Source organism: Streptomyces sp. NPDC127108 (genome assembly GCF_042677545.1).
GTDB lineage: Bacteria > Actinomycetota > Actinomycetes > Streptomycetales > Streptomycetaceae > Streptomyces.
Genome location: NZ_JBHXTE010000001.1, coordinates 263837 through 286345, shown reverse-complemented (window position 1 = coordinate 286345; position 22509 = coordinate 263837). Strand labels below are relative to the sequence as shown.

The 22509-nt window shown below is 74.2% G+C and carries 14 protein-coding genes; 10 read left to right on the top strand and 4 right to left on the bottom strand.

What is annotated here, in order from left to right:
* Positions 1–107: 107 nt before the first annotated feature.
* A complete protein-coding gene (locus ACFVHO_RS01235) occupies positions 108–908 on the bottom strand; it encodes an ABC transporter ATP-binding protein (protein WP_385708374.1) in 801 nt (266 codons plus the stop codon).
* A gap of 152 nt (positions 909–1060) precedes the next feature.
* Here ACFVHO_RS01235 and ACFVHO_RS01230 point away from each other — a divergent pair, with 152 nt between their 5' ends.
* Positions 1061–2062 (top strand): ABC transporter substrate-binding protein, encoded by a 1002-nt coding sequence (locus tag ACFVHO_RS01230; RefSeq protein WP_385708371.1) that lies wholly within the window; start codon positions 1061–1063, stop codon positions 2060–2062.
* A gap of 192 nt (positions 2063–2254) precedes the next feature.
* Here ACFVHO_RS01230 and ACFVHO_RS01225 read toward each other — a convergent pair whose 3' ends face one another.
* Positions 2255–3445 carry a M20 family metallopeptidase gene (locus ACFVHO_RS01225; RefSeq protein ID WP_385708368.1) on the bottom strand — a complete coding sequence of 397 codons (1191 nt, stop codon included), beginning with the start codon at positions 3443–3445 and terminating at the stop codon, positions 2255–2257.
* 122 nt (positions 3446–3567) lie between these two features.
* Here ACFVHO_RS01225 and ACFVHO_RS01220 point away from each other — a divergent pair, with 122 nt between their 5' ends.
* From ACFVHO_RS01220 to ACFVHO_RS01205, 4 genes are all read left to right on the top strand, one after another.
* On the top strand, positions 3568–10902 hold the full coding sequence (locus ACFVHO_RS01220) for an amino acid adenylation domain-containing protein (RefSeq protein ID WP_385708365.1): 7335 nt from the start codon (positions 3568–3570) through the stop codon (positions 10900–10902).
* Positions 10903–10907: 5 nt separating this feature from the next.
* On the top strand, positions 10908–11120 hold the full coding sequence (locus tag ACFVHO_RS01215) for an MbtH family protein (RefSeq protein ID WP_385708362.1): 213 nt from the start codon (positions 10908–10910) through the stop codon (positions 11118–11120).
* 20 nt (positions 11121–11140) lie between these two features.
* Positions 11141–12634 (top strand): DHA2 family efflux MFS transporter permease subunit, encoded by a 1494-nt coding sequence (locus ACFVHO_RS01210; protein WP_385708623.1) that lies wholly within the window; start codon positions 11141–11143, stop codon positions 12632–12634.
* Between the two features lie 112 nt (positions 12635–12746).
* A complete protein-coding gene (locus ACFVHO_RS01205; RefSeq protein WP_385708359.1) occupies positions 12747–13481 on the top strand; it encodes a transporter substrate-binding domain-containing protein in 735 nt (244 codons plus the stop codon).
* A gap of 12 nt (positions 13482–13493) precedes the next feature.
* On the opposite strand, the gene fes is transcribed toward ACFVHO_RS01205, so the two are convergent.
* Both fes and fhuB read right to left on the bottom strand, forming a co-directional pair.
* Positions 13494–14711, bottom strand: coding sequence for an enterochelin esterase (gene fes, locus ACFVHO_RS01200; protein ID WP_385708356.1), 1218 nt, complete (start codon positions 14709–14711; stop codon positions 13494–13496).
* A gap of 225 nt (positions 14712–14936) precedes the next feature.
* Positions 14937–17579, bottom strand: a complete 2643-nt coding sequence (fhuB, locus tag ACFVHO_RS01195; RefSeq protein WP_385708353.1) for a Fe(3+)-hydroxamate ABC transporter permease FhuB — start codon at positions 17577–17579, stop codon at positions 14937–14939.
* A gap of 105 nt (positions 17580–17684) precedes the next feature.
* Here fhuB and ACFVHO_RS01190 point away from each other — a divergent pair, with 105 nt between their 5' ends.
* From ACFVHO_RS01190 to ACFVHO_RS01170, 5 genes are all read left to right on the top strand, one after another.
* The gene (locus ACFVHO_RS01190; RefSeq protein ID WP_385708350.1) at positions 17685–18509 is read left to right on the top strand and encodes a 2,3-dihydro-2,3-dihydroxybenzoate dehydrogenase; all 825 of its coding nucleotides are present in this window, start codon (positions 17685–17687) and stop codon (positions 18507–18509) included.
* 133 nt (positions 18510–18642) lie between these two features.
* Positions 18643–19851: an isochorismate synthase DhbC gene (gene dhbC, locus ACFVHO_RS01185; RefSeq protein ID WP_385708347.1), complete on the top strand. Its 1209-nt coding sequence runs from the start codon at positions 18643–18645 to the stop codon at positions 19849–19851.
* Positions 19848–21575 carry a (2,3-dihydroxybenzoyl)adenylate synthase gene (locus ACFVHO_RS01180; RefSeq protein ID WP_385708344.1) on the top strand — a complete coding sequence of 576 codons (1728 nt, stop codon included), beginning with the start codon at positions 19848–19850 and terminating at the stop codon, positions 21573–21575. Before dhbC ends, ACFVHO_RS01180 begins: the two co-directional genes overlap by 4 nt.
* A gap of 26 nt (positions 21576–21601) precedes the next feature.
* Entirely contained in the window at positions 21602–22234 is a 633-nt protein-coding gene (locus tag ACFVHO_RS01175; protein WP_385708341.1) for an isochorismatase family protein, read from the top strand.
* On the top strand, positions 22231–22476 hold the full coding sequence (locus tag ACFVHO_RS01170) for a phosphopantetheine-binding protein (RefSeq protein WP_385708620.1): 246 nt from the start codon (positions 22231–22233) through the stop codon (positions 22474–22476). Before ACFVHO_RS01175 ends, ACFVHO_RS01170 begins: the two co-directional genes overlap by 4 nt.
* Positions 22477–22509 lie beyond the last annotated feature (33 nt).

Here is a 22509-nt window from a genome sequence, read left to right as displayed (position 1 = left end):
CGCTCCGGCAGCCCGGATGCGAGTCCGGCGGCCCGGATGCAACGAGCGGCCGCGCTCGGCGTTGCCGCCGACCGCGTCCGGCCGCTCACCGCATCGGAACCGCTCGGCTAGCGGCTGTCCCCGGCCGTCGCCGCCACCCGCGCGGTCGGCACGACGACCGGTGCGCCGTCGGACGGCGCGAACAGGATCTCCGTATCGATGCCGTACAACTCGCGGACCAGGTCTGCGTCGATGGTCTCGCGCGGCGGGCCCGACGCCACGACGCGGCCGTCGCGCATCGCGACGACGGTGTCGGCGTAGCGGGCCGCGGCGGCGAGGTCGTGCACGACCATGACGACGGTGCGGCCGCCCGCGGCGATGTCCCGCACCAGGTCGAGCACCTCCACGGCGTGGCCGATGTCGAGTGCGCTGGTCGGTTCGTCGAGCAGGACCACCGGGGTCTCCTGCGCCAGGACCATGGCGAGCCAGCAGCGTTGGCGCTGGCCGCCGGAGAGTTCGTCGAGGCGGCGCTCGGCCAGCGGGGTCGTGCCGGTGGCGTCCAGGGCCTTGGTCACGGCTTGTTCGTCCTCGCGGGACCACTGCCGGAACAGGCCCTGGTGCGGGTGGCGGCCGTAGCGTACGAGGCCCGCGACCGTGACGGCCTCGGGTGCCTGCGGGGACTGGGGGAGCAGGGCGATGCGGTGCGCCGCGTCGCGCTGGCGCAGCCGCCACACGTCCGTGCCGCCGGCGAGGACCCTGCCCGACTCCGGGGTGTGCAGCCGGGCCATCGTCCGCAACAGGGTCGACTTTCCGCAGCCGTTGGGGCCGACGACGGCCACGACCTGGCCGGAGCCGATCGTGAGGTCGACCTCGTCGACCACGGTACGGCCGGCGTATCCGGCGGTGACTCGCTCGACGCGCAGTTCCACTGTGTGCCTCGCCCTTCCCGGGGGTGTGAGGCAACCCCTTGCCTCGCAACTGTAAGGTAAGGCTAACCTTAGTCTCTGCGTCGAGGGGTGGCGCGGCCGGATGGCCGTGTGTGCCTCGGCCCAGTCATGTCCCATTGAACACGGAGCCTTCGATGAACCTGCCCCGCAGATCCCTTCCCCTCGTGCCGCGCCGCGCGGCGCAGGCAGTCGCAGCCCTCGGGGCGGCCGCGCTGCTGCTGACCGGATGCGGTTCCGACTCCGGCTCGGACAAGAAGGACTCCAAGGGCGCCTCGGCGGGCGAGGCTTCCGGTACGCGCACGGTGAAGGACGCCACGGGCCGCACCGTCAAGGTCCCCGCGCAACCCAAGCGCATCGTCACCCTGACCCAGGAGGACCTGGACGCGGTGCTCGCCCTCGGCGTCGAGCCGGTCGGCATCACCAACGGCCAGGGCCTCGACAAGCCCCCGGCGTACCTGGCCGACAAGGTCAAGGACGTCGACGTCGTCGGCAATCTGCTCCAGCCCGTCATGGACAAGGTCGTCGCCGCCAAGCCCGACCTCATCCTGGCCGGTGACATGCAGGACGAGCAGGTCCTGAAGCAGCTCCGCGAGATCACCCCGGCCACCCTCGTCACGATGGCGCCCACCGACGAGTGGAAGCTCTCCTTCCGTGGCATCGGCAACGCCGTGAACAAGCTGGACAAGGCCAACAAGGTCATCGCCGACCACGAGGCCGCCGCGAAGGCCGCGGGCGCGAAGCTCGGCGCCAACAAGGGCGCCGAGGTCTCCATCGTCCGCTGGAACCCGGACGGCCCCAGCTGGATGGAGAAGAAGCAGTTCGCCAGTGGCGTCGCCCTGGAGATGGGCCTCAAGCGGCCCAAGGCGCAGAACAAGGACGGCAACGCGCACACCCCGTCGTTGAGCCTGGAGAAGATCGACCAGATCGACGGCGACTGGCTGTTCCTCTCGACCCTGACGTCGGACGGCGAGAAGGCCCTGAAGGACGTGCAGTCCAAGCCCGCGTACAAGGAGCTGGGCGCCGTCAAGAAGAAGCACGTCGTGACCGTGAACGGGTCGGTCTGGTCCACCCGCGGCGGGCCGCTGGCCAGCGACGTCGTGCTGAAGGACATCACCAAGGCGCTGTCGAAGTCCTGAAGGCCCTGAATTCCCGAGGGTCTTGAAGGGTCCGAGGGTTCTGAGAGGCTTGAGGTTCTCTGCGGGTCTTGAGGTTCTGAGGGCCTGACGTGCCGTCGGCGGCCGGTCACTGATCGGCCCCGGTGGGCCGTCGGTGGCTGTGACCGCTCCCCGATGGAGCCCGGGGAGCGGTCACGTGCCACCTGCCGTACGTCAGCCGCCGGGGGTCTCCCCGGCGGCGCGGGCGAAGTCCACCGCCGTCCACGCCATCGCCGTCGCCCCGTCCAAGAGGGCCCGCTCCCCGGCCGGGGAGAGCGCCGCCTGCGCGAACTCCGGCTCGTGCGGGCCGCAGGCGCCGCCGCTGATGTCGAGCACCGGGTGGATGGACGGCACGACGTGCGACACGTTGCCCATATCGGTGCAGGCGAACGGCGGGCGCTCCACCGGCTCCGGCCGTCCGAGCGCCCGTGCGTTGCGCGTCCAGAGCTCGATCAGGGCGGGGTCGCCGCGGAAGTCCAGATAGTCCGGCTCGGGCCGCTCCAGCGTGACGTCGCAGCCTGTCGCGAGCGCCCCGGCACGGAAGCAGTCCTCCACGCGGGCGCGCAGCTCGGCGAGGTCCTCGGCGGCCAGCGCCCGCAGTTCGTACGAGGCCGTCGCGCGGACCGGGACCGCGTTGGGGCTCGTGCCCGCCTCCGTGGTGATGCCGTGCACCCGCCACTGCGGCGGCAGATGCTGACGCAGCAGGCCGAGCGCGACCTGCGCGACGGTCAGGGCGTCGGCGGCGTTGCGGCCCTCGTGCGGGTTGAGGCTGGGGTGCGCGGCACGGCCGGTGTACGTGACCGACAGCGTGCCGAGTGCGAACGACCGGAAGTCGGACATCTCGAACGGGCACGGGTGCACCATCATCGCGGCGTCCACCCCGTCGAACGCCCCGGCGTCCAGCATCAGGGCCTTGCCCGCGCCGCGCTCCTCCGCCGGAGTCCCCAACACCCGTATCCGCAGGCCGAGTTCGTCGGCGAACGGAGCGAGCCCGAGGGCCGCGCCGATCCCCGCGGCGGCGATCAGGTTGTGGCCGCAGGCGTGTCCGAGGTCCGGCAGGGCGTCGTACTCGCAGACGACCGCCACCGTCCGCGGACCCGATCCGGTCGTCGCGGAGAAGGCGGTGTCGAGGCCGTAGGCGGGGGAGTCGACCGCGAATCCGGCCGCTGCCAGGGTCTCGGCGCACCAGGCGGCGGCGCGGTGCTCGGTGAAGGCCGTCTCCGGGTTGCCGTGGATGCGGCGGCTCAGGGCGATGAGGTCGTCGCGGTGTTCGTCGACGCGTTGCCGCACGGCGGACTTGAGGTCGTCGGGGGCGGGGGTGGCGCCTTGCGTCGCTGCGGCTTCGCCGTGGGTGGGGTGCGGCATCGGTCCTCTTCGTGTGCGGGGCGGACGGAACGGTTCGCGTCATCGCCCCCGAAAACATAGCTTAGGCTTACCTAACTTCGCGCTGGTGGTCCGGTGCGCTCGATCCCCGAGGAGTTGTACGCATGCATCCGCGTCCGGACGACGTGTTCCCGCTGCTGACGCCGCAGGCCGGCATCCACTACGCGCAGCAACTGGACCCCGGCGGCGCCGCGTTCCACACCGCGGACGTCATGGAGATCCACGGGGCCCTGGACGAGGACCGCCTTGAGCGCGCGGTGCGCCGGACCGTCGCGGAGGCCGACACGCTCCGCCTGCGCGTCACCGAGGTCGACGGCGAGCCCCGGCAGTGGGTGCGGGACGCGGCGTACGCGACGGACGTGCCCGTGCACCGGATCGACCTGCGCGCCGACGACCGGCCGGAGGAGGCCGCCGACGCCTGGATCCGCGCCGACCTGGCCCGCCCGGCCGCCGCCGGGGACCCCACCGACGCCGCCGGAGACGGGCACGGCCTGATGACACAGGCCCTCATCCGGATCGCCGACGACCGCACGTGGTGGTACCAGCGCGTCCACCACATCGCCGTCGACGCCTACGCCCTCCAGCTGATCGGCCGCCGCGTCGCCGAGCTCTACACCGCGTTCACGGACGACCCCGAAGCCCCCGCTCCCGCCTGCCGTTTCGCGCCCCTGCGGGAACTCGTCGACGACGAGGCCCAGTACCTGGCGAGCGACCGCCTCGCCACCGACCGGGCGTTCTGGGCGGAGCGCATGGCGAGTGCCCCCGCGCCGGTGACCCTCTCCAGCCGTCCCGCGACCGGCGCCACGGGCGACCTCCGCAAGACGACCGCCGAACTTGCGGGCCTCGACCGGATCTCCGCCGCCGCCACCGCGGCCAAGGCCACCTGGGCGGAGCTCGTCGTGGCCGCCGCGGCCGCCTACCTGCACCGGATCACCGGCGCCCCCGAGGTCGTCCTCGGCCTGCCCGTCACCAACCGCCGCGGCCCCGCCGCCCTGCGCACCCCCGCCATGACGGTGAACGTCCTGCCGCTGCGCCTGGCCGTCCGCCCCCAGGACAGCGCGGCCGAACTGCTGCGCCGCGTCGTCCTGGAGATCCGCGCCGTGCGCCGCCACCAGCGCTACCCGCAGGCCGACCTGCGCAGGGACCTCGGCCTCGGCTCCGCCGCCACGCCCCTCACCGGACCCATGGTCAACGTCAAGCCCTTCGACGGCGACCCCCTCGACTTCGCGGGCCTGCCCGGGGTCGTGCGCAACCTCGCCGCGGGCCCCGTGGAGGACCTGGCCATCGGCGCCTGGCCCAGCCGCGACGGCGGCCTCACCCTCAGCCTCGACGCCGCCGCCGACCGCTACGACGCCGACGAACTCACCCGCCACCAGGCCGCGTTCCAGCACCTCCTGCACGCCCTGACCGACCAGCTCCTCGCCGACCCGCACCGCCCCCTCGCCGCCCTCGACCTGATGCCCGCCGACGAGGTGCGCCGCGTGACGTCCGGCCGCACCGAGGAGCCCGCCACCGCGACCGTGCCCGCCGCCTTCGCCGCGCAGGCCGCCCGCACCCCCGACGCCGTCGCCGTGCGCTGCGGCGACCGGACCCTCACCTTCGCCGCACTGGACGCCGCCGCCAACCGGCTCTCCCACGAACTGGCCGCCCGGGGCGTGACCGCCGAGACCCCCGTCGCCCTCGCCCTGCCGCGCGGCACCGACATGGTCGTCGCCCTGCTCGCCGTCCTCAAGGCGGGCGGCGTCTGCCAGCCCCTGGACCTCGGCCACCCCGCCGCCCGCACCCGCGCCGTCCTGGAGGACGCCCGGCCCGTGTGCGTCCTCGGCACGGCCGACACCCTGGCCGCCCTGCCGTCGCACACCGTGCCCGAACTCGCCCTGGACGAGCCCTCACTGCGGGCCGCCCTCGAGGCGAGACCCGCCCTCGTCCCCGCGGCCGCGCCCGCCCCGGACAGCGCCGCCTACGTCATCCACACCTCCGGCTCCACCGGCCGCCCCAAGGGAGTCGTCGTCACCCACGCCTCCCTGGCCAACCTCCTCGCCGGCCACGGCACCGACCACATCGCCCCGGCCGTCGCCCGCACCGGAAGCACCCGCCTGCGCGTCGCCCACAGCGCCTCGTTCGCCTTCGACGCGTCCTGGGACCCCGTCCTGTGGATGGTCCACGGCCACGAACTGCACCTGCTCGACGACGTGACGTACCGCGACCCGGCGGCCCTCACCGCCTACGTCGACGCCCACCGCGTCGACTACCTCGACGTCACGCCCTCCTACGCGGAGGCCCTGATCGCCGAGGGCCTCCTCGACGACGGCAGGCACCACCCCGCCGTCCTCGTCGTGGGCGGCGAGACCGTGCCGGAGCCGCTGTGGCGACGCCTGTCCGCCGTCGCGGGACTGCATCCGCTCAACCTGTACGGGCCCACCGAGACCACCGTCGACGCCTACTACTGGACCGGTGCCGACGCCGACGGGCGGCCCGTGCGCGGCAGCCGCACCTACGTCCTCGACTCCAGCCTGCGCCCCGCCCCCGACGGCGTCGCCGGGGAACTGTACGTCGCGGGCGCCTGCCTGGCCCGCGGCTACCTCGGACGGCCCGACCTGACCGCCGAGCGCTTCGTGGCGGACCCGTTCGGCGCGCACGGTGACCGCATGTACCGCACCGGGGACCTGGTGCGGCGCCGGGCCGACGGCACCCTGGAGTTCCTGGGACGCACCGACGACCAGGTGAAGATCCGGGGCTTCCGCATCGAACTCGGCGAGATCCAGAGCGTCCTGGCCGCCCACCCCGGCGTGGCGCAGGCCGCTGTCATCGCCCGCGACGGCGTCACGGGCAAGCGGCTGCTCGCGTACGCGGTGCCGCGCGTCGGTACGGGCGCGGACGCCGTCACCGGCGTGGACCCGTCAGTTGGCGCGGACCCTTCAACCGGCGCGGACTCCGCCACCGAAGCCGATCCCGCGATCGGGGTGAACCCCGCCGTCCTGCGCGACCATTTGGCCGCAGCCCTCCCCGAGCACATGGTCCCCACGACCGTGACCCTCCTCGACGCGCTGCCGCGCACCGCCAACGACAAGCTCGACCACCGCGCCCTGCCCGAGCCGCAGACCCCCGCCGCGGGCACGGCCGACGCGGTGACCGGCTCCGCCGATCCGCACACCGACATCATCCGCGGGCTCTTCGCGGACCTCCTCGGCCTCGACGAACCGGTCGCCCCTGACGCCGGGTTCCTCGACCTCGGCGGACACTCGCTGCTCGCGGCGCGGCTCGCGGCCCGCATCAGGGAGACCTTCCGGGCCGCCGTCTCCCTCGCCGACGTCTTCCGCACCCCGACGCCCGCCGGACTCGCGGCGCTGGTCCGGGCCCAGGAGAACGAGGGCGCCGACGACGACCAGGACACCGCGTCCGCCAACCCCCGCGCCGCCATCACGCCCGTCCCGCGCACCGGCGACCTGCCTCTGTCGCCCGCCCAGCAGCGGCTCTGGTTCCTGCACCGCCTGGAGGGCCCGAGCGCCACGTACAACATCCCGCTCGCCCTCAGCCTCGAAGGCCCCGTCGACCGGGACGCCCTCACGCTGGCCCTGCACGACCTGAGCGCGCGGCACGAGACGCTGAGGACCGTGTACCCGGTCGCGGACGGCGCCGCCGACGACCTGCCCTGCCAGCGGATCCTCGACCCGGACGACCCCGCGGCCCGACCGGTCCTGCACCTCGCGGCGCCCGGCGACGACCTCGGCGGGGCCGTGCGCCACTGCTTCGACCTCGCCGCCGAACCCCCGCTGCGCGCGACGCTGTTCACCACCGGCCCCGACCGGCACACGCTCCTGCTGCTCCTGCACCACATCGCCGGTGACGGCGCCTCCACCACGCCGCTGGCCCGGGACCTCGCCACGGCCTACGCCGCCCGGATCGCGGGTCACGCCCCGCAGTTCGCCCCGCTGCCCCTGCAGTACGCCGACCACGCCGCCCACCAGCAGCGCCTCCTCGGTCCCGCCCAGGCTCCGACGGCACTCGCCGAACAGCACCTGGCGTACTGGAAGCAGGCCCTCGCCGGACTGCCCGACCAACTGGAACTGCCCGCCGACCGGCCCCGCCCCGCCATCGCCTCGCACCGGGGCGACACCGTCCCCTTCCACCTCGACGAGGCCGCGCACACCGCCCTGACCCGGCTCGCACGCTCCACCGGCACCAGCGTGTTCATGACCGTGCAGGCCGGACTCGCCGCCCTGCTCACCCGGCACGGCTGCGGCACCGACATCCCCCTCGGCACACCCGTCGCGGGCCGCGCCGACGACGCCACCGCCGACCTCGTCGGGTTCTTCACCAACACCGTCGTCCTGCGCACCGACACCTCCGGCGACCCCACGTTCCACGACCTGCTCGACCGGGTGCGCGCCACCACCCTCGGCGCCCACGAACACGACGCGCTGCCCTTCGACCACCTCGTCGAGGCCCTCAACCCGGCCCGCTCACTGTCCCGGCACCCGCTCTTCCAGACCATGCTCGCCTGGCAGTCCGTCCCCGACACCGCCTTCGCGCTCGCCCCCGGCCTCAGCGCCCGCATGACCGCCGTACCGTCCGGCACCGCCAAGTTCGACCTCACGCTCAACGCCGGGGAACTGCCCGGCGGCGGCATCGGCGGGTTCCTCGAATTCCGCACCGACCTCTTCGACCGCGCCACCGCTCAGGCCCTCGCCGACCGCCTCACCCGGCTGCTCACCGCCGCCGCCGATGCCCCCGACACCCCGCTCGGCCTGCTGCCGCTGCTCAGCCCCGAGGAACTGCGCCGCGCCCTGGTGGACGGCAACGCCCAGGCTCTGCCCGGCGTCCACTCCCAGCCCGCCACCCTCGCCGAGCGCTACGAGGAAGCCGCACGCAGCCACCCCCACCGCATCGCCGTCAGCCACGACGGGCAGCAGCTCACCTACGCCGAACTGTCCGCCCGCGCCCACCGCCTGGCCCGGCTCCTCGCCGACCGCTCCATCGGCCCCGGCTCGATCGTGGCCCTCGCCCTGCCCCGCTCGCCGGAACTCGTCACCGGGCTCCTCGCGGTGTCCCTGTCCGGCGCCGCGTACCTGCCGCTCGACCCGGACTACCCGGCCGAGCGCCTCGCGTACATGCTCGCCGACGCCCGGCCCGCCGCCGTCGTCACCGACACGGCCACCGCGCCCCGGCTGCCCGCACACGACCTGCCGGTCATCACCGTCGACGGCGACACCACCGGCTCGTACGCGGACACACCGCTGCGCGACGAGGACCGCACCAGGCCCCTCGCCCCCGAGGACCCGGCGTACGTCATCTACACCTCAGGATCCACCGGCCGCCCCAAGGGCGTCGTGGTCTCCCACCACAACGTCACCCGGCTCCTGACCGCCACCGACCACTGGTTCGGCTTCGGCCCCGACGACGCCTGGACGCTGTTCCACTCCTACGCCTTCGACTTCTCCGTGTGGGAACTGTGGGGCGCCCTCCTGTACGGCGGCAAGGTCGTCGTCGTACCGCACCTCACCAGCCGCGACCCGGGCGCCTTCCTGCGCCTGCTCGCCGAGGAGCGCGTCACCGTCCTCAACCAGACGCCGTCCGCCTTCTACCAGCTCGCCGCCGCCGACCGGGACGCGCCCGGGACCGAACTCGCGCTGCGCTACGTCGTGTTCGGCGGCGAGGCGCTGGAGCTCGGGCGGCTCGCCGACTGGTACGAACGGCACGCGGAGAACGCGCCGACGCTGGTCAACATGTACGGCATCACCGAGACCACCGTGCACGTCACCTACTTCCCGCTCGACCGCGCCACCGCCGCCGCTGCCACCTCGTCCACCATCGGCGTCAACATCCCCGACCTGCGCGTGTACGTCCTGGACGACCGCCTGCAGCCGGTGCCGCCCGGCGTCACCGGGGAGATGTACGTGGCGGGCGACGGCGTGGCCCTCGGCTACCTGGGACGGCCCGAGCTGACGGCCACGCGGTTCGTGGCCGACCCCTACGCGCACCTCTTCGGCGCCGAGGGCAGCCGCATGTACCGCTCCGGCGACCTCGCCCGGCGGCGCGCCGACGGCACCCTGGAGTACTTCGGGCGCGCCGACCACCAGGTGAAGATCCGGGGCTTCCGCATCGAACTCGGCGAGATCGAGGCGGTCCTGGCCGCGCACCCCGACGTCGCGGACGCGGCCGTCGTCGTCCGCGAGGACACCCCCGGCGACAAGCGCCTCGTCGGCTACGCCGTGCCCGCCCCGGGAGCGGACGGCACGACGGCCTCGGACGCGCGCGAACACGCGGCCCGGCACCTGCCCGTCCACATGGTCCCCTCGGCCGTCGTGCTCCTCGACCGGCTCCCGCTGACCGGCAACGGCAAGCTCGACCGCAAGGCCCTGCCCGCGCCCGGCGCGCCCGCGGCCACCGGCGGCGGCCGTGCCCCGCGCACCCCGCGCGAGGAACAGCTCTGCGTGATCTTCGCCGACGTGCTCGGCCTCGAACGGGTCGGCGCCGAGGACAACTTCTTCGACCTCGGCGGGCACTCGCTGCTCGCCGTGCGCCTCGCCGCCCGCGTCCAGGCGGCGTTCGGCACCGACGTCTCCATCGGCACCGTGTTCCAGTCGCCCACCGTGGCCGCCCTCGACGCCGTGCTCGACGCCGACCGCGAGGACGACCCACTGGACGTCCTGCTGCCGCTGCGTCCGGCCGGGGACCGCGCCCCGCTCCACTGCGTGCACCCCGCCGGCGGGCTCAGCTGGTGCTACGCGGGCCTCATCCGGCACCTGCCGCCGGACGTGCCCGTCTACGGCCTCCAGGCCCAGGGCGTCGGCCCCGCCACCGCAGTCGAACTGCTGCCCACCACCCTCGAGGAACTCGCCGCGCACTACGCGGCCCGCGTCCGCGAGGCTCAGCCCAGCGGCCCCTACCGGCTCCTCGGCTGGTCCACCGGCGGCATCATCGCGCACGCGATGGCGACCCACCTCCAGGCCGCGGGCGAAGAGGTGCAGCTTCTCGCGATCCTCGACGCCTACCCGGCCGAAGGCTTCCGCGACCTGCCCGAGTCCGACCACGCCGAAGCGCTCGAATCGCTCCTCACGATGGGCGGCTACGGCCCCGACAGCCTGGAGGGCAAGGCGCTCACGACAGCCAACGTCGTCGATGTCCTCCACCGCGAGAACAGCCCCCTCGCCGCGCTCTCCACCGCGACCATCGAGGCCCTCGCCGACATCTACCTCAACACCAACGACCTGGTACGGCGCTACGACCACCGCCGGTTCGACGGCGACGTCCTCTTCTTCCGGGCCACCGTCGACACCATCGACGACGCGCTGACGCCCGACACCTGGACGCCCTACGTGAGCGGACGCATCGACAACACCGACGTCGCCTGCTCCCACAAGGACATGACCCTGCCCGAGCCGATCGCGCACATCGCCCGCGTGGTCGCCGACCGCCTGACCGATCTGGAGAAGTGACCCCCATGTCCGTGACCGGCGACGCCCCCGCCAACCCCTTCGACGCGGACGGCCCCACGAGCGCCTTCGTCGTCCTCGTCAACGAGCGGCGGCAGCACTCCCTGTGGCCGCTGTTCGCGAACGTCCCCGACGGCTGGACGGTCGTGTACGGGCCCTGCCCGCGCGCCGCCGCGCTGGAGTGGATCGCCGCGTGCGACACCGGGGCGCTCGCCCGGTGAACGACAGCTCCACACGCCCGGTGAAGGACTCCCCGGCAGACCCGCCGGGCTCCGCACGCCTGCTCTCGCCGAGAGTCGCCGTCGTGGTCGTCTACGTGGCCGCGATGTGCATGAACGGCCTCGACTCCACGATCGTCAACCCGGCCCTCTTCACCATCGCCGAGGACTTCGGCCGTCCCGTCTCCGCCGCCAACGCCGTCGAGACGGCCTTCCTCGTCGCCCTCGCCCTGGCCCTGCCGGTCGCCGGATGGCTCGGCGACCGCTGCGGCACCAAACGCGTGTTCCTCGGCTCCCTCGCGGTCTTCACCGCCGCCTCCGCGCTGTGCGGCCTCGCCCAGGACCTGCCGACGCTCATCGCTGCCCGCGCCGTGCAGGGCCTGGCGGGCGGCCTGCTCACTCCGGTCGGCATGACCCTGCTGTTCCGGACGTACGCCCCGCACGAACGAGGCAAGCTGGCCAAGGCGCTCATCGTCCCCACCGCCCTCATGCCCGCGCTCGGCCCGCCGCTCGGCGGACTGCTCACCGAACACGCCTCCTGGCACTGGCTGTTCTTCGTGAACGTGCCCGTCGGCCTCGCCGCGCTCCTCATCGGCGTCCTCGGCCTGCGCGAGCACGTCGAGGGCACCGAAGGGCCCTTCGACCGCACCGGCTTCCTGCTGGCCACCCCGGCCCTCGGCCTGCTGACGTACGCCCTCGGTTACGGCCCCGCCCACGGCTGGAGCAGCCCGCCGGTGGCCGCCGCCGGAATACTCGGCGCGATCCTCCTCGTCGCCGCGGTCCGCCACCTCCGTCGCACCGCCGAACCCCTCCTGCGCCTCGGCCTGTTCACCGACCGGAACTACGGGACGGCCTCGGTCCTCGCCGTCCTCACCGCCGCCGGACTCATGGGCCTGCTCTTCGTCTTCCCGCTGCTCTACCAGGCGGCCCTGGGCGCCTCCGCGCTCGACGCCGGGCTCAGCGTGTTCCCCGAGGCGCTCGGCCTGATGCTCGCCTCACAGCTCGTGGACCGGCTCCTGCCACGCCTCGGCCCACGCCGCCTCACCGTGCCCGCGCTGCTCCTCGCCACCGTCGTCTTCGCCCTCCTCGGCGTGCCCGGCGTCGCCGACGACGCGTGGGCGGTCCGGCTCCTGATGTTCCTGGTCGGCCTGGTCCTCGGCACCGCCGTACTCACCGTGCAGCTCGCCGGGTTCGAGTCGATCGCCCCGCCCGACATGGGCCAGGCCATGGGCCTCTTCCAGATCGTCCGCACCCTCGGCGGAGCCGTCGGCATCGCGCTGTGCGCGGCCGTGATCGGAGGCGGCGGCCACGGCGGCACCCCGGACGCCGGACCGTTCCGGGCAGCGGTGTGGGGGACGGCGGCGCTGGTCGCGATCGGTGCGCTGGTGGCCCTGCGCCTTCCGGCCGAGGCACCGCAGCCGCCGCCGTACGAGGACGAGGCGGACTCGGCGGACGAGAACGAGGCGGACTCGGCGGACGGGGCAGAGGCGGCAGAGGGGGACACGGTGGCGGCCTGAGCCCTCCTGGTCCGAGCACCGTCTCGCTGTTGCGGGCATGGCGGTGCTCGGACCACGGGCCTCGGGCGGGGCCGCGCGGTGAGGGTCCGTCCGCCGTTCCTAGACTCGGCCCATGGAGATCACCGAGAACACCGACATCGCCGCGCTCGCCCGTGACCTCGCCCCCACCGGCGTGCTGCGCGCATCCATCAACCTCGGCAACCCCGTTCTCGCCCAGGGCACCCCGGACGCGCCCCGCGGAGTCACCGTCGACCTGGCCGGCGAGGTGGCCCGACGCCTCGGCCTGGCCGTGGAATTCCAGTGCTTCGACGCGGCCCGCAAGTCCTACGAGGCCATGGCCACCGGCCACGCCGACCTGTGCTTCCTCGCCGTCGAACCGGCCCGCGAGGCGGAGATCGCGTTCACCGCCCCGTACGTGCACATCGAGGGGATGTACGCCGTCCCGGCCGACTCCGCGCTGCGGACGCCGGAGGACGTGGACCGGGAGGGCGTCCGCATCGGGGTCAAGCAGGGCTCCGCCTACGACCTGTACCTGACCCGCACCCTGCGCCACGCCGCCGTGGTCCGTGGCCCGGAGGGCGTCGGCGTCTTCCACGCCGAGAAGCTGGAGGCCGCCGCGGGCATCCGGCAGCCGCTCACCGCCCACGTCGCCGGGCGGCCCGAACTGCGGCTGGTCGAGCCCGCGTTCATGACCATCCGGCAGGCCGTGGGGACGACCAAGGACCGGAGTCCGGAGACGGTGCGGTTCCTGAGCGGGACGGTGGCCGAGCTCACGGCGTCGGGGTTCGTCGCCGAGGCGCTCGGCCGGTCCGGTCAGGATCCGGCGCTGGCCGCCCCGGCGGCGTAGTCGACCCGACTCTCAGCTCTCCGAAAGAAGCGCCGCCAGGCCGGATGCCAGGCCGCCCCGCCAACAGGCGTAGTCGTGGCCGCCGTTGAACTCCGTGTACGACACGTCGTAGCCCCGCTCCCTGAGCACGTCCCGCAGCCTGCGGTTCTCCTGAAGGAGCAGCCACTCCTGGAGGCCGACTTCGAGGCGCAGGCGGACCGGTCGGCGCGGGGTGGACGCGTACTGCCGGGTCAGCCACTCGGTGCCGCGCTCGTCGTCGGGCCACCAGAACGACCCCGACTGGGACAGTGCGAGGCCGAATCGGTCCGGCCGGTGGTGCGCGGCGAACGCGGCGGTGAGGCCGCCCGCGCTCTGGCCCGCCACCACCGTGCGCTCCGGCCGCGCGTCCGTGCCGTACCGTCCGGCCGCCCACGGCAGCAACTCGTCCGCCAGCCAGTCGACGAACGGCCCGCTGCACGACAGGTCCTCCATGCGGCGGCCCATCGTGTCGACGAGCAGTGCGACGGTCGGCGGCAGCGCGCCGTCCGCGTGCAGGTTGTCGAGCACGTCGCCGACGCCCAGTACAGGGCCCCACATCTCGCCGTCCAGGAGCACCGCCACGGCATACGGACCGCCCTCCGGGGAGTGGCCGGGCGGCAGGTGCACGGTGATCCGTCGCCCCCGCACCTCGGCGTCGACGCTCCGTCCCCGGGGCACTCCGGGCCTGCGGCCGGTCTGCGGCTCCGCGGGGGCGTCCGGGAGCGACAGGACGGAGGCGGGGGAGCGGCCGTCGCGGGACGGAAGGGCGGGAGCGGGGTTCAGGGGGTCGGGAATCGCCGTGTCCAGTACGGCCATCCAGGAGGCCCGGTCGGTGCGCAGGACGTCCTCTCGGGCGCCTCGGTGCGGCAGGAACTGGTACGAGGCGCGATGGTCGGCGCGCAGCCGGTGGCTGATCGCCCAGACCGACGTGCCGTCCACGCGGTCCATCAGATGGGCGGTCAGATCACCGGCGTGCCGGGCCCGGTCGGTGACGGTGTGCAGCAGCGCCAGGACGTCCGACGCGGGCGCCTCGGGATCGTCGCGCCACACGAACGTGACCAGGCGGTGTGCGGGGTCGCCCTCGGGATCGGGCTCGACGAGCGGGGTGCCCAGCGCTTCCGCGCGGAGCCAGAACTCCGCCTCCGCGCCCGCGACCTGGGCGCGGACGGCCTGGCGCAGGGAGCGCAGGAGGGGGCTGCGGGTGTCGGTCACGTGGGGGTACCTCTCACGGGGGCGGGGCGGGGCGGGGCGGGGCGGGAAGGTCGGTAGGTGCAGCGGGCGCGGTTGGTTTGTCGGGGGGAGGGCCGCGAGCGGCTGGGCTGCGGGACGGGGCGGGTCCGGGCGCGGAGGGTGGGACGGGGCCGCGTCGGACGCGCGGCCGCCTCGGGCAGGGGAGCCGTCGCAGATGCGGCAGCCGTCCGGGGTGAGGCGGCCGTCTCAGACGCGGGTCGCCGCCGAGCGGCCGAGCAGCACCCACAGCAGGAACGGCCCGCCCAGGACGGTCGTGACGATGCCCACGGGCAGTTCGGAGCCGGAGAACGCGATCCGCCCGAGCGTGTCGGCGGCGACCACGAGGACGGCCCCGGTGAGCATCGAGCCGATCAACGGCACCCGCAGCGGCCCGGCGAGCCGTGACGCGATCACCGGTGAGGCCAGCGCGACGAACCCGACAGGACCGCAGACACCGACGGCCAGACCGGCCAGCGCCACCGCGAGCAGCAGGCAGACGACGCGGGTACGGGCGGGGGCCGACCCCAGGGACGCGGCGGTGTCGTCGTCGAACCGCAGCACCGCCAGATGCCTGGCGACGGCGAGCGCCAACGGAACAAGGACCGCGAGGCCGATGAGCACCGGCATGGCGACGGAGTAGCCCCGGCCGTTCAGGCTCCCGGAGGTCCACACGTACAGCGAACTGGCCGAGTTGAGGGAGCGCCGGGACAGCACGACCTGGGTGACGGCGGAGGCGAGCGCCGACATCGCGAGGCCCACGACCAGGACCCGGTAGCCGCGCTGGCCCACGCCGCCGGACACGGCGGTCACCACGATCACGGCGACCAGCGCGCCGAGCGGCCCCGCCCACCAGGCGCCGAACGAGCCGGACGCGCTGAGGGTGGCGGAGAGCAGGACGGCCGCGGTGGCGCCGTCGTTGACGCCGAGGAGTTCGGGGGTGGCGAGGCGGTTGCGGGCCAGGGTCTGGGTGAGGCAGCCCGCGAGGCCGAGGGCCGCGCCCGCGACGAGCCCGGCGACGATGCGGCCGAGCCGGAACTTCTGCACGAGCAGCACGTCGAAGCGGTCGCCCTGGCCGAGGACGGCGTGGAAGGTGCGGGAGATGCCCATGTCGCTCTGCCCGGCGTACGCGGACAGGACGACGGCGCAGGCAAGGAGGGTGGCGAGGCCGAGGGCGGCGAAGGCGGGACGGCGTGCCACGAGGAAGGACATGGGCCCGGTGCGCAGGGCCATGAGGCCGTCGGTGCGGGCGGGGTGGAGGGGGCGAGTGCGGTTGGTGGGGCGGGCGCGCTTGCGAAGATCGACAGAGCTGGCAGGAGTGGCAGAGCCGCCACGGCTGCCGGAGCCGCCAAGGCCGTCGGAGCTGCCAGGGCTGCCGGAGCCTCCACGGCTGTCGGAGCTGCCAGGGCTGTCGGCGGAGTCGGGAGCGTCGACATTGCCCGGGCTCCCGGGGTCGGCAGCACCCCGTGGGCGACCGGTGCCGCCCGCGCCGCCGAAGCCCACGGCCCGCAACGCCAACGCCCGCAGCGGCACCCCGAGTCGCCGCTTGCCACCGCCGCCCGACTCCTCCGTGGCCGGGTCGGTCATCCCCATCGTCGCGAGCTGCTTGGAGCGCACGATGCCGATGAGGACGGGCGCGCCGATGAGCGCGACGATGACGGACACGGGTGCCTCGAAGGGCCGGGACACCACGCGGGCGGCGACGTCGGCCGTGGTCAGGACACCGGCGCCGACGAGCCCCGCGAGGACCAGGCGGACCGCGAGCCGGGGCCCGGCGAGGGAGCGGGCCACGAACCCGGCGAGCAGGCCGAGGAAGGAGATGGGGCCCGCGAGGGCCACGGCAGCGGCGGTGAGCAGCGTCACGGCGACGGCGACGACGGTACGGGTGACCGACGGCCGGTGACCGAGGCCCCGGGCCAGGTCGTCGCCGAGGGCCAGCGCCGAGAGGGGCCGCACGACCAGCGCGGCGACGAGCAGTCCGACGCCGAGGACCGGGGCGAGGCGGGCGAGTTCGCCGTACCCCTCGACACCGGCGAGCGAGCCGAGCACCCAGAACCGGAAACGGTCGTACGTCTCGGCGGAGTTGACGACGATGACGCTGGTGAGCCCGCCGAACGTGGCGCCGAGCGCCGACCCGGCGAGCACGAGGCGCATCGGGGAGCCGCCGCCGCGCCCCGCGATCAGGAGCACCAGGGCGCTGGCGACCACGGCACCGACGAACGCGCAGACCAGATAGGCGTATCCGGAGTCGAACCCGAGGAGTGCGATCCCGGCGACCACGCCCAGGGAGGCGCCCGCGTTGACCCCGAGCAGCCCCGTCTCGGCGAGGGGGTTGCGGGTGACGGCCTGGAGGAGGCACCCCGCCACGCCGAGCGCGGTGCCGACGAGGACGGCGGTGAGGGTGCGGGGGAGCCGCAGGTCGCCGATGACGAGGGCGAGCCGCGCGTCGTCGCGGGCGCCGCCGCGATCGAGCAGATAGTCCAGGGCGCCGCCCGGTCCGACCTCACCGGCCCCGATGGACAGCGACAGGGCGCACAGCACCAGGAGGAGGGCGGCCAGGCCCACGAGCCAGAGGCGGATCCGGCGCGGTGCGCGGTCCGGGGCGGACGGCCGGGCGGTGATCGAGGCCTTCGAGGCCGACCGATCACGCACGACCGTGGTCGACTCCCCGCCCGCGGCCGAGCCCGCCTCCTCGCGCGCGGCGTCCGGCCCCGCCTCCCGTACCGCCACCGCCGATGGCGAAACCGCGGCGCTGGCCGAAACCCGACCCTGTGCGGGTGTATCGGCCAACTGCCCCGGTGACGGGTCCTCTTCGGCTGCGGGATGTGACGTACCCGTGTGCTGCGACTGCATGAAGTGAGGTTAGCCTAACCAAACAAGCCACCCGAGGCGGGGCAGCGTCCTGGCCTCGACTCATCTAAGGTTAGGCTTACCTAAGAACAACGGGGGGAGTTGATCATGCCCGTACCCATATCCGGCGACCGCTCGGAACTGGCCGACCGGACCGCCCTGGTCACGGGGGCCGGACAGGGAATCGGCGCGGCCGTGGCCCGGCTGCTGGCGGCCGAAGGCGCCCATGTACTGGCCACCGACCGCACCGCGGACGGCCTGGAAGAGCTGGCCGCCGAGCCGGTGGGCGAACCGTCCCGGAACGGCGCCGACGTTACGGGCACCATCACCGCGCAGGTCATGGACGTCACGGACGCCGCGGCCGTCGAAGCCGCCGTGAACACCGTCGAACGCGACCGCGGCCCGCTCGACATCCTGGTCAACGTGGCCGGAATTCTTCGCCCCGGTCCGGCGGTCCGGCTCAGCGACGAGGACTGGGCGGACACCTTCGCCGTGAACACCACCGGCGTCTTCCACACCTCCCGCGCCGTCGGGGCCCGCATGGCCGCGCGCGGCAGCGGCAGCATCGTCACCGTCGGCTCCAACGCGGCCGGAGTGCCCCGTACCGGCATGGCCGCCTACGCCGCCTCCAAGGCCGCCGCGGCGATGTACACCAAGTGCCTCGGCCTCGAACTCGCCCGCAGCGGCGTGCGCTGCAACATCGTCGCCCCAGGATCCACCGACACCGCGATGCAGCGCGCCCTGTGGACCGACGACGCGGCCCCGCAGCGGGTCGTCGACGGCGACCCCGCCACGTTCCGCACCGGCATCCCGCTGGGCCGCATCGCCGCGCCCCGCGACATCGCGGAGGCGGTCCTCTTCCTCGCCTCCGACCGGGCGCGGCACATCACCATGCAGGAGCTCTACGTCGACGGCGGCGCCACCCTGCGGTGACCCGCCGCCCCCTCTCGCACCCGCACGTCCGCCGCCGACCGGCAGGACACACGTGCCCCTCACCCACCACCCCCCGCACCCGCGGCCGTACCTCCCACCGGAGGCACGGGCCCCGGGAGAAACGGAGCCCTCCGTGTCGACGGCACCCGATGTCGCCACACACGTCCCCGCCCTGGCCGACCCCGCCCACCCGGCGGTAGGCGCAGCGACCGCGCTCCTCGCCGACTACAGGCCCGGCGCCCGCTTCCTCGGTACCCCCACGCGCACCCTGCTCGGGCAGGGCGCGCACAGCGAAGTGCCGCACGACGAGAGACCGTTGGCGGCGCGGGTCGCCCAGACGCTCGGGCAGGCCCGCACGGACGGTGCCGAGTCGCCCGTCGTCATCGGGGCGGTGCCGTTCGACCAGAGCGCCCCGGCCGCCCTCGCGGTGCCCGCGGCCCTGCGCACCGCGCCGCCGCTGGCCGCCGACCCGCTGATCGCGCTGCCCGCCGAGTCGCCCGCCCGCGTGGACTGGAGCATCCGCCAGGTCCCGGCCCCCGAGGCGTACGGCGCCTCCGTGGCCGCCGCCGTCGACCGCATGTGGCGCGGCGAGTTCAGCAAGGTCGTGCTCGCCCGCACCCTCGAACTCGACTGCGCCGAGCCCCTCGACGTCCCCGCCATGCTCCAGCGCCTGGCCCGGCGCGACGCGGGCGGCTACACCTTCGCCCTGCCGACCGGACCCGCCCGCACGCTCATCGGCGCGAGCCCCGAGCTCCTGGTGTCCCGGCGCGGACGGCGCGTCATCGCCAACCCCCTCGCGGGCTCCATACCGCGCAGCGACGACCTCGCCGAGGACGTGCGCCGGGCGGCCGCGCTGCTGCAGTCGGCCAAGGACCTGCACGAGCACGCCGTCGTCGTGGACGCCGTCCACCAGGCCCTCTCGCCCTTCTGCACGGACATGACCGTCCCCGCCAAGCCCACCCTGATCCGCACCGCCGCCATGTGGCACCTGTCGACGACCGTCACCGGCACCCTCGCGGGGCCAGGTGCCTCCGCCCTCGAACTGGCCTGCGCGCTGCACCCGACGCCCGCCGTCTGCGGCACGCCCACCGACACGGCCCGCGAGGTCATCCGCGACAGCGAGCCCTTCGACCGCGGCTTCTTCACCGGCATGGTCGGCTGGGGCGACGCCACGGGCGACGGCGAATGGGTCGTCACCATCCGCTGTGCGGAGGCCGAGCGTGACTCCCTGCGCCTGTTCGCGGGCGCGGGCGTCGTCGCAGCGTCCGAGCCGGAGGCCGAGACCGCGGAGACCGCCGCCAAGTTCCGTACGTTCCTCGCCGCGGTGGGGGCCGAGCTGTGACCGTCGCGTCCGACACCGCACGGGCCCCCCAAGCGCCCACCTGGCCCCGGGAGTTCGCCGACCGCTACCGCGCCGCGGGCTGGTGGCGCGGCGAGACCTTCGGGAGCGTGCTGCGCGCACGGGCCGCCGCGCACCCCGACCGGATCGCCGTCGTCGACCCAGCCACCGACCGCCGCTGGACCTACGGCGAACTCGACACCCGCGCCGACCGGCTCGCCGCCGGAATGCTGGCGCGCGGCATCACGGCGGGCGACCGCGTGGTGGTGCAGCTCCCCAACATCGCCGAGTTCTTCGAAGTGATCTTCGCGCTGTTCCGGGTCGGGGCGCTGCCGGTGTTCGCGCTCCCCGCGCACCGCGAGACGGAGATCGCCTACTTCTGCCGCTTCACCGAGGCCGCCGCCTACGTCATCGCCGCCGAACACGGCGGCTACGACTACCGCAAGCTCGCCGCGAAGGTCCGCGCCGAGGTGCCCACGCTGCGGCACGTGTGGGTGGCGCAGGGCGAGCCGGGGGAGTTCGAGGCCCTCGCCGACGTGCCCGCCGAGCCCGCTGACCTGGACGGGCCCACTGACCTGGCCGGGCCCGCCCCGCACGACCTCGCCTTCCTCCAGCTCTCGGGCGGCTCCACCGGCGTGCCCAAGCTCATCCCGCGCACCCACGACGACTACATCTACTCCCTGTGGGGCTCCAACGAGCTGTGCGGCGTCGACGAGAACAGCGTCTATCTGTGCGCGCTGCCCGCCGCCCACAACTTCCCGCTGTCCTCACCGGGCACCCTCGGCGCGCTGTACGCCGGCGCCCGCGTCGTGCTCTGTCCCCAGCCCGCGCCCGAGACCGCCTTCCCGCTGATCGAGCGCGAGGGCGTCACCCTCACCGGCCTCGTCCCGCCGCTCGCGCTGCTGTGGACGGAGGCCGCCGCGACCACGCCCCACGACCTCAGCAGCCTCGACGTCCTGCTCGTGGGCGGCGCCAAGTTCAGCGAGGAGGCGGCCCGGCGGGTGCGGCCCGCCCTCGGCTGCACCCTCCAGCAGGTCTTCGGCATGGCCGAGGGGCTCGTCAACTACACGCGCCTGGACGACCCCGAGGAGACCATCGTCACCACCCAGGGCCGTCCCATCTCCCCGGACGACGAGATCCGAGTCGTCGACGACGAGGACAACGACCTGCCCGTCGGAGCCACCGGCCATCTGCTGACCCGCGGCCCCTACACCATCCGCGGCTACTGGAACGCGCCCGAGCACAACGCCCGTTCCTTCACCGCCGACGGCTTCTACCGCACAGGCGACATCGTCCGGCTCACCCCGACGGGCCACCTGGTCGTCGAGGGCCGCGCCAAGGACCAGATCAACCGGGGCGGCGAGAAGATCGCCGCCGAGGAGATCGAGAACCACCTCCTCGCCCACCCCGCCGTCCACGACGCCAACGTCGTCGGCGAACCCGACCCGTACCTCGGCGAACGCACCTGCGCCTATGTGATCCTCAAGGCGGGCGCCGAGCCGCTCAAGCCTGTCGCCGTCAAACGCTTCGTCCGTGAGCGCGGCCTCGCGGCGTACAAGGTGCCCGACCGCGTGGAGTTCGTGACCGCGTTCCCGCAGACGGGGGTCGGGAAGATCTCGAAGAAGGACCTCAGGGCCGGCGCAGCCGACACCGGCCAGGCCCCGGCCACTGACACCGGCCAGGCCCCCGCCGCTGACCCCGCCGGGCCCCGCCCCGGCACCCTCTGACACCCCGAAACGGAAAACCCAGCATCATGGCCCTGCCCGCCATCACCCCCTACCCCCTGCCGACCGCCGCCGAGCTGCCCGCGAACCGCGTCGACTGGAAGGTCGACCCGGCCCGCGCCGTGCTCCTCGTGCACGACCTGCAGAACTACTTCCTGTCCGCGTACGACACCGAGTCCGCGCCCGTGCCCGGACTCCTGACCAACGTACGCGGCCTCAAGGAGCGCGCGGCCGCCCTCGGCGTGCCCGTGCTCTACACCGCCCAGCCCGGCGGGCAGACCCCCGAGGAGCGCGGACTCCAGCAGGACTTCTGGGGCTCGGGACTCCCGGACGACCCGCACGCCGCCGCCATCGCCGACGCCGTCGCGCCCGCGCCGGAGGACAAGGTCCTCACGAAGTGGAAGTACAGCGGGTTCGTCCGCACCGAACTGGAGGACCACCTGCGCGCCCTCGGCCGCGACCAGCTGGTGATCACGGGGATCTACGCCCACATCGGGGTCCTCATGACGGCCTGCGACGCGTGGATGCGGGACATCCAGGCCTTCGTCGTCGCCGACGCCGTCGCGGACTTCTCCGCCGACGACCACGCGATGGCGCTGCGCTGGGCCGCAGGACGCTGCGCCGTGGTGACCACCACCGACTCCGTTCTCGAAGGGATCTGACCGCCGTGACCCCGACCCTGACCCTGGATCAGCTCCGCAAGGACATCGCCGATGTGCTCGGCGAGGAGCCCGCCGACATCCCCCTCGACGAGAACCTCGTCGACTACGGCCTCGACTCGGTGCGCCTGATGACCCTGGTCGGCCGCTGGCGCGAGACGTACGGAGTGGACGTGGCGCTCACCGACCTCGCCGAACGGCCCGCCATCGAGCAGTGGGCGGCGCTCCTGAAACTCCCCGCCTGACGCCGGGAAGATCCGCTCCCCGTACGCTGGCGG

Excerpts from the sequence above, each read along its gene's own strand:
- ACFVHO_RS01230 (WP_385708371.1), top strand. The coding sequence starts at position 1,061 with ATGAACCTGCCCCGCAGATCCCTTCCCCTCGTGCCGCGCCGCGCGGCG.
- ACFVHO_RS01225 (WP_385708368.1), bottom strand. The coding sequence starts at position 3,445 with ATGCCGCACCCCACCCACGGCGAAGCCGCAGCGACGCAAGGCGCCACC.
- ACFVHO_RS01220 (WP_385708365.1), top strand. The coding sequence starts at position 3,568 with ATGCATCCGCGTCCGGACGACGTGTTCCCGCTGCTGACGCCGCAGGCC.
- ACFVHO_RS01215 (WP_385708362.1), top strand. The coding sequence starts at position 10,908 with ATGTCCGTGACCGGCGACGCCCCCGCCAACCCCTTCGACGCGGACGGC.
- ACFVHO_RS01205 (WP_385708359.1), top strand. The coding sequence starts at position 12,747 with ATGGAGATCACCGAGAACACCGACATCGCCGCGCTCGCCCGTGACCTC.
- fhuB (WP_385708353.1), bottom strand. The coding sequence starts at position 17,579 with ATGCAGTCGCAGCACACGGGTACGTCACATCCCGCAGCCGAAGAGGAC.
- ACFVHO_RS01190 (WP_385708350.1), top strand. The coding sequence starts at position 17,685 with ATGCCCGTACCCATATCCGGCGACCGCTCGGAACTGGCCGACCGGACC.
- ACFVHO_RS01175 (WP_385708341.1), top strand. The coding sequence starts at position 21,602 with ATGGCCCTGCCCGCCATCACCCCCTACCCCCTGCCGACCGCCGCCGAG.